The sequence below is a fragment of the Lentibacter algarum genome (genome assembly GCF_018860975.1).
Classification (GTDB): Bacteria; Pseudomonadota; Alphaproteobacteria; order Rhodobacterales; family Rhodobacteraceae; genus Lentibacter; species Lentibacter algarum_A.
This window is the reverse complement of the sequence record NZ_JAHKQI010000009.1, coordinates 1-12,464: the sequence shown is the minus strand read 5'-3', so window position 1 is coordinate 12,464 and position 12,464 is coordinate 1. Positions and strand designations below refer to the sequence as shown.

The 12,464-nt window shown below is 57.7% G+C and carries 11 protein-coding genes; 7 read left to right on the top strand and 4 right to left on the bottom strand.

All coding sequences use genetic code 11. The annotated features are described in order from the left end of the window. Positions 1–75 precede the first annotated feature (75 nt). The 3 genes from KO498_RS13900 to KO498_RS13890 are packed head-to-tail and all read right to left on the bottom strand — an operon-like array spanning position 76 to position 2,809. Positions 76–636, bottom strand: a complete 561-nt coding sequence (locus KO498_RS13900; RefSeq protein WP_215960534.1) for a TadE/TadG family type IV pilus assembly protein — start codon at positions 634–636, stop codon at positions 76–78. Further along, positions 636–1,169 (bottom strand): TadE/TadG family type IV pilus assembly protein, encoded by a 534-nt coding sequence (locus tag KO498_RS13895; RefSeq protein WP_215960533.1) that lies wholly within the window; start codon positions 1,167–1,169, stop codon positions 636–638. The genes KO498_RS13900 and KO498_RS13895 overlap by 1 nt, the downstream gene beginning before the upstream one ends. Beyond that, on the bottom strand, positions 1,166–2,809 hold the full coding sequence (locus KO498_RS13890) for a TadE/TadG family type IV pilus assembly protein (protein WP_215960532.1): 1,644 nt from the start codon (positions 2,807–2,809) through the stop codon (positions 1,166–1,168). The genes KO498_RS13895 and KO498_RS13890 overlap by 4 nt, the downstream gene beginning before the upstream one ends. Positions 2,810–3,221: 412 nt before the next feature. Between KO498_RS13890 and KO498_RS13885 the strand changes: the two genes are divergently transcribed. The 6 genes from KO498_RS13885 to KO498_RS13860 all read left to right on the top strand — a co-directional run bounded on the left by KO498_RS13885 (position 3,222) and on the right by KO498_RS13860 (position 10,298). Next, complete coding sequence (locus KO498_RS13885) at positions 3,222–4,652, top strand: Glu/Leu/Phe/Val family dehydrogenase (protein ID WP_215960531.1); 1,431 nt, start codon at positions 3,222–3,224, stop codon at positions 4,650–4,652. A 212-nt stretch (positions 4,653–4,864) separates the two neighbouring features. Then, on the top strand, positions 4,865–6,118 hold the full coding sequence (locus tag KO498_RS13880) for a sarcosine oxidase subunit beta family protein (protein ID WP_215960530.1): 1,254 nt from the start codon (positions 4,865–4,867) through the stop codon (positions 6,116–6,118). A 12-nt stretch (positions 6,119–6,130) separates the two neighbouring features. Continuing rightward, a complete protein-coding gene (locus KO498_RS13875) occupies positions 6,131–6,556 on the top strand; it encodes a hypothetical protein (protein WP_215960529.1) in 426 nt (141 codons plus the stop codon). Positions 6,557–6,569: 13 nt separating this feature from the next. Continuing rightward, a complete protein-coding gene (locus KO498_RS13870; protein ID WP_215960528.1) occupies positions 6,570–6,842 on the top strand; it encodes a sarcosine oxidase subunit delta in 273 nt (90 codons plus the stop codon). Then, complete coding sequence (locus KO498_RS13865; RefSeq protein ID WP_215960527.1) at positions 6,839–9,769, top strand: sarcosine oxidase subunit alpha family protein; 2,931 nt, start codon at positions 6,839–6,841, stop codon at positions 9,767–9,769. Before KO498_RS13870 ends, KO498_RS13865 begins: the two co-directional genes overlap by 4 nt. Continuing rightward, a complete protein-coding gene (locus tag KO498_RS13860) occupies positions 9,762–10,298 on the top strand; it encodes a sarcosine oxidase subunit gamma (protein WP_215960526.1) in 537 nt (178 codons plus the stop codon). The genes KO498_RS13865 and KO498_RS13860 overlap by 8 nt, the downstream gene beginning before the upstream one ends. Here KO498_RS13860 and KO498_RS13855 read toward each other — a convergent pair. Then, positions 10,295–11,692 (bottom strand): cytochrome P450, encoded by a 1,398-nt coding sequence (locus tag KO498_RS13855; RefSeq protein ID WP_215960525.1) that lies wholly within the window; start codon positions 11,690–11,692, stop codon positions 10,295–10,297. The genes KO498_RS13860 and KO498_RS13855 overlap by 4 nt on opposite strands. A 103-nt stretch (positions 11,693–11,795) precedes the next feature. On the opposite strand from KO498_RS13855, the gene KO498_RS13850 reads away from it, so the two are divergent. After that, entirely contained in the window at positions 11,796–12,347 is a 552-nt protein-coding gene (locus KO498_RS13850; protein WP_215960524.1) for a hypothetical protein, read from the top strand. The last annotated feature ends 117 nt before the right edge of the window (positions 12,348–12,464 follow it).

Genomic DNA, 12,464 nt, shown 5'->3' with positions numbered 1-12,464 from the left:
TAACACGAAACAGGCCGGAGCGCTGTTGTGAGCGTTCCGGCCTGTGGGGTTTTCTGCACGGGGTAACGGGTTGCGTTAGCCGTTGTCGTCGTATGAGATTCGCGGTGCAAAGCGGGGGCGCGCGAAGACGAATGTCTGGATCGTGTTCTCTTCCATCAGCCCGTAAAGGAAGGGCGGCGTGTATTCCACTTTGGTTTCGACCAACAAGATGCGCTCGCCATTAACCATCGTAGGCAGCTTGTCGTGCCAATTCTTGACATCAGAGTTGCGCAGTTTTTCCATTGAGCCGCGCTTTTGCGACCAATCAAGTTGGAACTGGTCAAGACGTTCAACATATTGGATCACGGAAATACGCATGTCGGCCTCATCTGACGAGCGGGCTAGAAAGCTCACGAGTTTGCGCGTCGCGTCGATATAGTCCGGTGTGATCGGATCTGTTTCGCGCGTGATCATATCGGCGATCGTGAAGGCGGCCTTTTCGTGCACGCCAACCTGGCGATAGGCGTCAAACCACGAGAACATCGAGGCGTAGGCCCAGAAGACGATTGGCGCCATGACGATAAATTCTACCGAAACAGAGCCACCGGTTTCATCGCGGAAAGCGGCTAAGCGGGTTTTGATGCGTGACCAGATCATTAGATTGGCTCCTGAACAAAGGCCGATGTCGCAACCATTGCAGCGTTACCGGCTTGGTCGGTCGTCAGGTGACGGCCGAGGCCTGTCAGTGGGAAGACAGGTTTAAAAACATAACATGCACGCAGCACCATCATCTGGTTTTGCTGACCATTCGTCCACTGGCGGATCGGGTTCGCTGTCAGGGAGTGGTCAATGCAGTTTGCCGTGTTGTCCGGGCTAACATAGTTATGCATGTCCAGCGGGATCATCTCAAGACGCAGGTTTGAGTCACAATCCGGCAGGAAGCCGGCGTAGCCACAGGTGCGTTCGAGAATGTCGTCGTGCTGGAAGTTGGCTCCGGTTGTCAGGCGCACGTCGCGCACTGCCATATCGAGGCCGCGTTCGAGCATCGAGTGGCGGAAAGTGATCATGCCAAGCTCAACAGCGGCGCAGAACATGAAGATGAAGAAGGGGAACAGGATCGCGAACTCGATCGTTGCGTTGCCTTCTTCTTCCCGACGGAAGCGGCTGAAAAATGATTTTATCTGTATCATTGGACCAATCTCAACTGGCTGATTGACTGGGCGATTGCAGCAAAGGCTTCAGAGATCTCCAGGCCTTCCACGTCAAAGAAGTGACTTGGTGAGCTGGCACAGGCTTCAAGCTGGTCCGACCCGTGCTGTGGCGCTTCAAAACCGATGGCGTATACGATCACACCCTGGTTCTTGACCGCCGTGCAGATGTCTTGCAGGCGCGAGTCCTTGGTGCTGCCGCCGACATATGTGCGGGGGCTGCTGTCCCAGTTGTAGGAGCCGATGTTTTTATAGAGGATATCGTCGATATACTCGTTTGAAACACGGGCGAACAGCTGAGGGTAGGTCAGGCGCTGGTAGCTTGAGCTCAGGTTATATGTCCAGTTGTAGGTGTAGATCGGGTAGTCACCATCGTTGTGCTGGTAGTAGTAGCGGCTGCCATACTTCACAGCGTAGGTTTCACTGTTCGGGTTGTAGTATACATCCGAGTTGCCACTGCGGAACTCATCGCGCAGCATATACTGGCTGGTGTTTTGGCCGTCTGTCATAACCACCATGATCTTCATGGAGTCAGGATCAGAGTAGCTTGTCGGCAGGTGCGAGAACTTGCTTTCGACGTCACCTGAGGCAATCAGATTGGTCACAACGGGTTGCAGGCTCGGGTCAAGCAGGGCAGCGCCCCATTTTACGCCAACGTCGATTGACGTGTTGCCGCCGGCGTCAAGGCCATTGATGCGTGCATAAAGATCTGTCGTGTCGTTGGTGAACGGCAGGATCTGGCTGTGCTCATACTGTGGGCAAACAGGCAAGGTGTGGTTGCGTGGCTGTTGACGGCCCCATGTAAGCTGTTGGTCAAGACCCTGGGGGTCTTCGGCTTCATACCATGGGTCAAAGTGCATGGTGCGCTCGTAGGAGTGTGAGCCGCTTGACAGTGGTTGCATGGTGGTCACGTCAAAGTCGTCGCTCTCGAAGTTGAGGCAATAGGAGAACTCATTGTCGCCGTGGTTGCGGAACTGGCTCATGAGTGTCTGACCGGCGCCAACTTGGGTTGCGTAGGGCACGATCGAGATCGAGACATCGTCATCGTCAGACAGGGCCAGAACGGTATCGACAAAGTCGATGGCCGCAGGCTTGAGCCGGTTGATACGGTTGCCGTCCATTGAGCCGGATACGTCGAGGATCATAGAGATTTCGACTCCTTCGACACGTTCTTCGGCTTCGGATACTGCCGGAGCGACAAGCTCTCGGACACCGAGCATGTGCATGATGTGAGTTGGCACGACTTGCTCGGCGCGGGCTTTGACGTTGCGATAGTTCAAGCCCTCGTCCACGACTGTCGAGACCAGCTCGGCGTCAACATCAAAGCGTTCAAAGTATGATGCAACCACATCTGCGGGCGGGCGCGTCTGATCAAGATCGGCAGCGGCGAGCACGGCCTGGTCAAGCGAGGCTTGCAAGCGTGAGCGCTGGGTTTCGAGGCGCATGACGTCAACACCAAGGGCGCCAACGAACAGGATGAGAAGCATGAACCAGACCGAGAACGCGACGATGACGCCGTCTTCCTCATTATAGAATGCGCGGATGTGTTGCTGCACAGCTTTACGCAAGCTGGCGCGGCTCGTTCCGCAGTCGTTTTGGTTTGAGACATTGATCTCGTTCATAGTTCCTCACTCTCCGGGCCATTCCCAGATAATTTATTGGGGAAAAACAGACTTTTCTCCGAGGCTTTTTGTGACTGAGCAATCGGGCAAGAATGAGGCAAGAAAGTGTTAAATATTACTTAAAATCAAGGCTTTTGGAGCCAATGAGGTTTTTTGGACTGGTTTGTTTCTGACTGGTTAACAGTTGATTAAAATTCGCGGTAGAATCACTGTAGGGCAATGTGGCAACCCGCAGAAATGTGCCACATTGTTTAACCGCGGTTGGATTTTGGCGGTTTCAACTATTTCGAAAGACCTGTTGGCCATTCTCATTATCGGTGCAACAAATGGGCACACTGGCCTGAGTCGCGCCCATCATCACGCTATGTGTGTAGGCGCAGCAGTTTTCAGGCTGTCTAAGGGAGAAAGCAACATGAGTACTACCAACGAGCCGTCCTTTCGCGAGAGCGTAGATATGATGTTTAACCGCGCGGTTTCCGTGATGGATCTCCCGCCCGGGCTGGAAGAGAAGATCAGAGTCTGCAATGCCACCTATACGGTGCGCTTTGGTGTGCGGCTGCGTGGGCAAATCCAGACGTTTACCGGCTATCGTTCGGTTCACTCCGAGCATATGGAGCCGGTCAAAGGCGGTATTCGCTATGCGCTGGGCGTCAATCAGGACGAGGTTGAGGCGCTTGCGGCGCTAATGACTTACAAATGCGCGTTGGTTGAAGCACCGTTTGGTGGCTCAAAAGGCGGGCTGTGCATTGATCCGCGCCAGTATGACGAGCACGAGCTTGAGCTGATCACCCGTCGCTTTGCTTATGAACTCGCCAAGCGTGACCTTATCAACCCCTCCCAGAACGTGCCTGCGCCTGACATGGGCACGGGCGAACGCGAGATGGCGTGGATTGCTGACCAGTATCGGCGGATGAACACCACCGATATCAACGCCGCTGCTTGTGTGACCGGCAAGCCTATCAACGCGGGGGGCATTCAAGGCCGCACCGAAGCGACGGGCCGTGGCGTGCAATATGCGCTGCAAGAGTTTTTCCGCCACCCGGAAGATATTGCCAAAGCCAACCTCGAAGGCACGCTTGAAGGCAAGCGGGTGATTGTGCAGGGGCTTGGCAATGTGGGCTACCATGCGGCAAAGTTTTTGTCGGAGGAAGACGGCTGCCTCATAACCGGTATCATCGAGCGCGACGGTGCGCTGGTGAACCCGAAGGGGATAGATGTTGACGCGGTGCATGCGTGGATCGGCAAGAACGGCGGTGTGACGGGTTACCCCGACGCCAAACATGTTGCCGAGGGCGCGAGTGTGCTTGAAGAGGCCTGCGACATTCTCATTCCTGCGGCGCTAGAAGGGGTTATCAATCTTCGCAACGCTGACAAGATCAAGGCGCCGCTGATTATCGAGGCTGCCAATGGCCCCGTGACAGCGGGTGCGGACGATATTTTGCGCAACAAAGGTGTGGTTATCATCCCTGATATGTATGCTAACGCGGGTGGTGTTACGGTTTCCTACTTCGAGTGGGTCAAAAACCTGAGCCACATACGCTTTGGACGCATGAACCGCCGGCAGGAAGAATCGCGCCACCAGCTTGTTGTCGACGAGCTTGAGCGGCTTGATCGCTATCTTGGCGATGCTTGGTCAATGTCGCCGAAGTTCAAAGACAAATACCTGCGCGGCGCGGGAGAGCTTGAGCTGGTACGCTCGGGCCTCGATGACACGATGCGCGCGGCCTATCAGGATATGCGCGAAGTTTGGCATGGCCGTGACGATGTGCCTGATCTGCGCATGGCGTCTTACATCGTCGCGATCACCAAGGTTGCCGCAAGCTACCGTGCGAAAGGGCTCTAGCGCCGCTCGCAACACAACGATCTTACGGAGGGCGGCTTGCAATAGGCCGCCCTTTTGCGTTTGCAGAGCGTAGCGGCGAAGCTGAACTTAAAGTCGTAGGTTTGATATTTCTTGTCGAAAAGGAGTGATTGCTGACGGGATGGTCTTGCTAGTCTGGCAAAGAATTGTTTGAGTTGGTTAAAACACGCCGCCGATCGGCAAGGGGGAAGAATATGCGCTTTTCTGCGCTTCGCGTTCTGAAAGAAGGCCTGACCGGCAACAAAGGCTGGTCTCCGCACTGGCGCGACCCTGCGCCTAAGCCCGAATATGATGCAATCATCATCGGCGGCGGAGGGCATGGGCTTTCCACGGCCTATTACCTTGCCAAAAACCACGGGATGACCAACATCGCTGTGCTCGAGAAGGGTTATCTTGGCGGCGGCAATGTCGGCCGCAACACGACGATTGTGCGTGCCAACTATATGATGGAAGGCAACTCGCAGTTTTACAGCCATTCGCTCAAGCTTTGGGAGGGGCTGGAGCAGGATTTGAATTACAACGCGATGATGTCGCAACGCGGGATCATCAACCTCGTGCATTCCGACGGGCAGCGCGATGCCGTTATGCGGCGCGGCAACATGATGCTGTCTCAGGGCGATGATGCGGCGTTTCTCAGCCCTGCCGAGCTCAAACAAAAGTTGCCTTACCTGAACTACGACAACATCCGCTTTCCGATTTACGGCGGGTTGTATCACAAGCGCGGCGGCACGGCGCGGCATGATGCCGTGGCTTGGGGCTATGCACGCGGAGCCGACCAGCGCGGGGTTGATCTCATACAGAACTGTGAAGTCACGGGCATCGACATTGAAAACGGTGTGGTCAAAGGCGTGCAGACGACGCGCGGGGCGATCAAGGCCAAGAAAGTTGGTATGGTCGTGGCGGGGCGCTCTTCACAGGTTGCTGCGATGGCGGGGATGCGCCTGCCTGTCGAGAGCCATGTGTTGCAGGCGTTTGTCACTGAAGGGCTGAAGCCCGTTTTGGACAATGTCGTCACCTTCGGCATGGGCCACATGTATATCAGCCAGTCAGACAAGGGCGGCTTGGTGTTTGGCGGCGATCTTGATTTCTACGCTTCCTATGCGCAACGCGGGAACCTGCCGACCAAGGAACATGTGATGGAAGCCGCGATGTGCCTGATGCCGATGATCGGCAAGGCCAAGGTATTGCGCTCTTGGGGCGGGATCATGGATATGAGCCCTGATGGCAGTTTTATCATGGACCAGACGCATGTTGACGGGCTGTTTGTAAACACCGGCTGGTGCTACGGCGGTTTCAAGGCGGTTCCGGCCTCGGGCTATTGCATGGCGCATCTCATGGCGACGGGGCAGTCGCACGAATACACGGCGCGCCACCGGCTTGACCGTTTTGAAACCGGACGCGGGCTGATGGACGAAGAGACCACTGGCAGCCAGCACAATTTGCACTAAAGGAAATCTAACGTGATCAAGCTTTTTGCACCTGCAATTGTCACTCTGGCTTTGGCCTTGCCCGCGCAGGCCGGCGGCAAGTTTGGTAGCCCGCCGCCTGACGCGCATCTTGTGCCAAAAATGAGTGAGGTTCTCGGGCGCGCGCAAAAGAGCCTGGGAAAAGATATTATCCCTGGAGTGCGGCTGACGGCGGCAACGTCGCAGGGCAACACTGTTGTCTTTATGACGCGTGCCAAGAGTCAGGCTGCGGCTGAAATCGGCATGAATCAGGACCCGAACCTGAGCTATCAACAGCGGTTCGTCAAAACCTTTGGACGGAAGTTTTGCCGCAAGGGGGCTGCGACCCGCAGGTTTGTTGATGCGGGTGGGAGCATTTCCATCGCGATCGGCTTGAACTCGGGTAAAATGCTGGGCGGCGGCAAGCTGACCAGATGTTAAAGGAACAATAGAGATGCGTATTGCCTGTCCGCTTTGCGGCGAGAGAGATCTTCGGGAGTTCACCTACAAGGGGGCGGCTTTGGCTTTAGCCTATCCCTCCGAAGCGGCGAGCGCGCAAGAGTGGGACGACTATTTGCACAACCGCGACAACCCCGCGGGGCCGACGCGCGAGCTTTGGTATCATGGCTCTGGCTGCACGTCTTGGCTGGTTGTCACACGCAACACGGTGACGCATGAGATACTGGCTGTCGAACTGGCTGAAAATGCTGAGGAGGCAAGCGCATGAGGATCGCGGGCAAGGGGCTTATCAACCGTAAAAAGCCGGTGAGTTTTACGTTTGACGGCACTGTGTATTCGGGCTTTGAGGGCGACACTTTGGCCTCGGCTTTGCTTGCCAACGGCGTCAAGCTCATGGCGCGATCGTTCAAGTATCACCGCCCACGCGGCGTGTTGACGGCGGGCTCGGAGGAGCCAAACGCTTTGGTGACGATCGGCAATGGCGCCAGCCAAGACCCGAACGTGCGCGCGACAGTGCAAGAGATATACGAAGGGCTTGAGGCCCGCTCACAGAACCGCTGGCCCTCGCTGGCGCATGACGTGATGGCCGTGAACGACCTTGGCGCGCCCTTCCTCGGGGCGGGGTTTTATTACAAGACATTCATGTGGCCCAAGGCGTTCTGGGAAAAGCTGTATGAGCCGGTTATTCGCCGCGCGGCGGGGCTTGGTGCGCTGTCTGGCGCGGCTGTAACCGACAAATATGAACGCGCCTATGCGCATTGTGATGTGCTGGTTATTGGCGCGGGGCCAACGGGCTTGATGGCGGCTTTGACCGCGGCTGAGGCTGGCGTTGATGTGATCCTGGCGGAGGAAGACAGTGTTCTTGGCGGGCGGTTGCTCTCTGAGAGTGGCGAGATCGACGGTGTGCCTGCGCGCGACTGGGCTGAAGCGACGGTTGCTCGACTGCAGGGCATGGCCAACGTGCGGATTATGACACGAACCAGCGTGACGGGGGCCTATGACGGCGGCACTTACGGCGCTCTGGAGCGGGTCGGACATCATGGTGTTGTGGCGGCTGATCTGCCGAAAGAGTGCTTCTGGCGGATTGCGGCGAAGCGGGCTGTTTTGGCGGCGGGTGCATTGGAGCGGCCAGTGGCCTTTCAGAACAACGACAGGCCGGGAATTATGCTGGCCAGCGCGGTGCGCTCTTATGTGAACCGCTGGAATGTTGCGCCGGGCAAGGCGGTTGCGGTGTTTGGCAACAACGACAGCGCCCATGATACGGCGGCTGATTTGCTGGCGGCAGGTGTGCATGTGAGTGCGCTGATTGACAGCCGGCCTGATGCAACGACAGACCTGCCTGTGCCGTTTTACGCAGGTGCGCATGTCTGCGGCAGCGAGGGGCGCAAGGCGCTTGAGGCGGTGAGTATTTCGCGCGCCTCCGGCATTGATAAGGTGCAGGCTGATTGCTTGGCGATGTCAGGGGGCTGGAACCCGACGCTGCACCTGACGTGTCATATGAGCGGGCGGCCTGACTGGGATGAGGCGATCGCCGCCTTTGTGCCACGTGCTGGTATGGTTCCGGGGATGATCGCGGCGGGGGCGTGCAACGGCGTGTTCTCGACGGCGGCTTGCCTGGGTGAGGGCGCGGGGGCCGCTTTGGCGGCTCTGGACGGTTTGGGCGTTGAGGCCGAGATGCCCGCCTTGCCTGCTGCCGAGGCGCGGGACTACCGTATCAGCCCGCTTTGGGCGGTGCCGGGTAAGGGCCGCGCTTGGCTTGATTTCCAGAACGATGTTTCGGTGAAAGATGTGAAGCAGGCGGCGGTCGAGAACTTCCGCTCGGTCGAGCACATGAAGCGCTACACCACGCAGGGGATGGCGACCGACCAAGGCAAGAACTCCAACGTGGGCGCATTGGCCGTGCTGGCAGACGCCACTGGGCGCGGCATTCCGGAGACAGGCACGACGACTTACCGACCGCCGTTTCAGCCTGTGGCGATTGCGGCGATGGCGGCGGGCTCTGAGGACAAGGGCTTTGCACCCGAGCGGTTGACCACCTCACATGAGCTGACGGTGAAAGCCGGTGCGCCAATGATCGAGGCAGGTTTGTGGTATCGGCCTTCCTACTTTCCGCGCAGTGGCGAGACAACGTGGCGGCAGAGCTGTGATCGTGAGGTTATGCATGTGCGCCAAGCTGTTGGTGTTGCTGACGTTTCGACGCTGGGCAAGATTGACATCAAAGGCCCCGACGCTGGCGCGTTGTTGGATTTTCTCTACACCAACATGTTTTCGACTTTGAAGGTCGGGCGGGTGCGCTACGGGCTGATGCTGCGTGAAGACGGGCATGTGATGGATGACGGCACCACGGCGCGTTTGGCGGAGGATCACTTTGTGATGACCACCACCACAGCTGCGGCGGGCCAAGTGATGAGCCATATGGAGCTTATTACGCAGGGGGTGAAACGCAAACTTGATGTGCGCTTTACCTCGGTCACCGAGCACTGGGCGCAGTTTGCCGTGGCGGGGCCAAAGTCGCGCGAGCTGCTCAACGGTTTGCTTGATGCGCCGATTGACGGCGAGAGCTGGCCGTTTATGGCCTGTGGTGATGTCAGTGTTGGCGGTGTTAAGGCACGGCTATTCCGCATCTCGTTTTCGGGCGAGCAAGCCTATGAATTGGCAGTGCCTTCACGCTACGGCGAGGCTTTGTTTGCCGAGTTGCGCAAGCGGGCCGAGGGGCTTGGCGGCGGCGTTTACGGCATGGAAGCGCTCAACGTGTTGCGTATCGAGAAAGGCTTTATCACCCATGGTGAGATCGACGGTCGGATGACGGCTTTTGACATCGGTATGCAGGGGATGATGAGCAAGAAGAAAGACTTTTACGGCAAGGGTGCGGCAGCGCGTCCGGGGCTGTTAGACGACGAACGGCCGCAGCTTGTGGGCCTCAAGCCTGTTGGCGTGGTCAAGCAGATCACTGCCGGTGCACATTTGTATAAGGACGGAGCCGAGGCCGTGCGCGAGAATGATCAGGGTTATGTGACGTCGGTTGGCTTTTCGCCGGAGATGGGCAGCTTTCTTGGCCTCGCATTTTTAAAAGGCGGGCGGGCAAGGCACGGCGAGACTGTGCGGATGGTTGACGCCATGCGCGGTGTCGAGACGACTTGCGAGGTTTGCCATCCGGTGTTCCTTGATCCTGAAGGGGAGAGAGCACGTGATTGATTTGAAAGCAAAATCAGCCTGTGAGGGTTTGTTGCCGATCGAAATTGGCGGTGTAAAGCTGAGTGAGGTTGCGCCCGCCGAAATGACGCTGATTGCACCGTATAGGGGCAAAGAGGCGGCCCTGGCGAAGGCGTTTGGCGGGCGTTGGCCTGCGGCTGGCGAGACTGCCTCGGTTGAAGGCGGCGTGCTTGTCTGGTTCGGGCGGGCACAGGCGATGCTGATAGGCACTGCGGCGCCTACAACGCTTGCCAAGTTTGCCGCCGTAACCGAGCAATCAGACGCATGGGCGCGCGTGCTGCTTGAGGGGGCTGGCGCGCGGGATGTGCTGGCGCGGCTCACGCCATTGGACATACGCGATACGGCGTTTGCGGTTGGTCAAACGGCGCGCACGGAGTTGTTTCACATGCAAGTTTCGATAACGCGGGTGAGCAAGGATGCTTGGCAGATCATCGGTTTTCGCTCGATGGCAGGCACTTTGGTGCATGACCTTCAGCGCGCTATGAAGGGCGTAGCGGCGCGCGCGATCTAGGCTGGCTCTGAAGTCAGCCAGACACCGCCTTCGGGGCGCAGAGTTAGGATCATCACCGGCTCGGGCGTTTTGCCTTCTACGGGTTTGAACACACGTTGCGAGAGCAAGGTTGCAAGGATGATGACCGCTTCTTGCAACGCGAAACTGGCGCCGATGCAGATGCGCGGCCCGTCACCGAACGGCAGGTAAGCGTAACGCTCAACGGCTTTGCGGTTGGCAAAGCGCTCGGGGTTGAAACTGTCGGGCTCGCTCCAGAGCAGAGCGTTGCGGTGCAGTGCGTAGATCGGGATCATCACAGTGTCGCCTGCGCGCACCTCGCGGCCTGCGAGCGTGTCGTCAACCTGCGCTGTGCGCGACAGAATGCCAGCCGGAGGATAGAGGCGCAGGGCTTCGTCGATGATCATGCGGCAGAGCGGCAGCTTGCCGAGATCGTCCGCCGTTGCGGTGCGGCCTTGTAGGGCGGTTTGGGCCTCATCGCGGGCGCGCTTTTGAATGTCTTGATCGAAGGCGCAGAGATAGAGCGCCCAACTGAGAGTGAGGGCGGTTGTTTCGTGGCCAGCGACGATGAATGTCAGCAGGTTGTCGCGCAGTTCGGGCGTGCTCATGGTGCGGCCTGTTTCAGGGTCTTCGCCGTCGAGCAGCAGATCAAGTAGATCGGGTGTGTCTTTCGCGGGTGCGCTGCGGCGGGCCGTAACAGCGCTGTCGGCGATAGACTTCATGAGCCTGAGTGAGCCGCCGCCGCGTAACCGCCCCGGGCGCGGGAGCCACTGCGGCAGGCCGAGAATATCAAACAGCGAGACTTTGCCAGCCGCAGCGATATAGGCGTCGATGGCCGCATGCACTTCGGCGGCATCAAAGGTGTCGCTGCCCGAGAGCGTGACATTGGTGATCACTTCAAAAGTGGCACGAACCATTTCGTCGTATATCTCGACGGGGCGGCCCTTCGCAGATGAGATACGGGCTAATGTCGCCTCGGCAGCGGCACTCATCACAGGGGCGAGTGCGGTGACGTTACGGTGCGAAAACACCGGCGCGGCGGCGCGTCTTTGCCAGCGCCAATGCGCGCCTTCCGCGATAAACAGGCTTTCGCCGATGGCGGGGCGGAGGATGTTCTTGGTTGCATCGGATTTGGGGTAATTCTCGAGATCTTCCAGAAGCACACGGCGGATTGCGTCCGGATCCATCAGCATATGCCAGCGCACGCCCGTTTTGCCCGAAACCACTGCCTGCTTGGTTGCGATGTCCGGCAGAATTGCCAGTAAGTTGCGCCGCGCGAGGAGTAGACTTTTGAGGATACTTGCGGGTTCTGTCACCAGTGGCACACGGGCAGGAACACGGGCAGGCACACGGGTAGGAAAACTGGGTGGAGGGCTCGCAGGAGGGTGAGGAGTCATAAATGTGCACCTTTGTTTGCTATTTCAAATATAGGGATGCGGCATGGGTTTGCACTAGCTTCGGCAAAACGATATCTGCAATGCAACGTTTTTAGGGGGCAAAATGCTGCGTCGATTCTTTCTCTTGGCCTGTGTGGGCGCTCTTGTGGCCTGCACCAACCCGAATGACCTTGATGAGCCAGCGGCTGATCTGGGCAACTTCCGCCTCGGACATAACATTGTTATTGCGCCGAATTTTCAAAAAGGCCCGCTGAGCCGCGAGATGAGTGACGAGCGCTGGATCGAGGCTGTGAAGGCGCGGATTGCGGAGCGGTTTGAGCGCTATGACGGCGAGAAGCTCTATCACTTTGGCATTTCACTCGAGGGTTATGTGCTGGCTCAGCCGGGTATTCCTGTTGTTGCGAGCCCCAAGTCGGCGCTGGTGATGCGGGTGACTGTCTGGGATGATGCGGCAGGCGTGAAGCTGAACAAAAAGGCCGAGCAACTGCTGGTTCTGGAATCACTTTCAGGCGAGCAAGTGATCGGCTCCGGACTGACACAATCGGCTGAGCAGCAGCTTGAAAATCTCACCAAGAATGCGTCAAAAATGCTTGAAAGCTGGCTTTTGAAGCAGAAGGCCAGCGAAGGCTGGTTTACAGAACCCGAAACTGAGTAAACGAAGCCTTGATTTCTCGTGAATAAGGCAATAAACGCCCGCACAGATAATCATTGGTTTCGTATGAGACGGACCACAACATAAGGGGCGCCAACGTATGGCTAAGGAAAAGTTTGA

Excerpts from the sequence above, each read along its gene's own strand:
- KO498_RS13900 (WP_215960534.1), bottom strand. The coding sequence starts at position 636 with ATGATCTGGTCACGCATCAAAACCCGCTTAGCCGCTTTCCGCGATGAA.
- KO498_RS13895 (WP_215960533.1), bottom strand. The coding sequence starts at position 1,169 with ATGATACAGATAAAATCATTTTTCAGCCGCTTCCGTCGGGAAGAAGAA.
- KO498_RS13890 (WP_215960532.1), bottom strand. The coding sequence starts at position 2,809 with ATGAACGAGATCAATGTCTCAAACCAAAACGACTGCGGAACGAGCCGC.
- KO498_RS13855 (WP_215960525.1), bottom strand. The coding sequence starts at position 11,692 with ATGACTCCTCACCCTCCTGCGAGCCCTCCACCCAGTTTTCCTACCCGT.
- KO498_RS13885 (WP_215960531.1), top strand. The coding sequence starts at position 3,222 with ATGAGTACTACCAACGAGCCGTCCTTTCGCGAGAGCGTAGATATGATG.
- KO498_RS13865 (WP_215960527.1), top strand. The coding sequence starts at position 6,839 with ATGAGGATCGCGGGCAAGGGGCTTATCAACCGTAAAAAGCCGGTGAGT.
- KO498_RS13880 (WP_215960530.1), top strand. The coding sequence starts at position 4,865 with ATGCGCTTTTCTGCGCTTCGCGTTCTGAAAGAAGGCCTGACCGGCAAC.
- KO498_RS13870 (WP_215960528.1), top strand. The coding sequence starts at position 6,570 with ATGCGTATTGCCTGTCCGCTTTGCGGCGAGAGAGATCTTCGGGAGTTC.
- KO498_RS13850 (WP_215960524.1), top strand. The coding sequence starts at position 11,796 with ATGCTGCGTCGATTCTTTCTCTTGGCCTGTGTGGGCGCTCTTGTGGCC.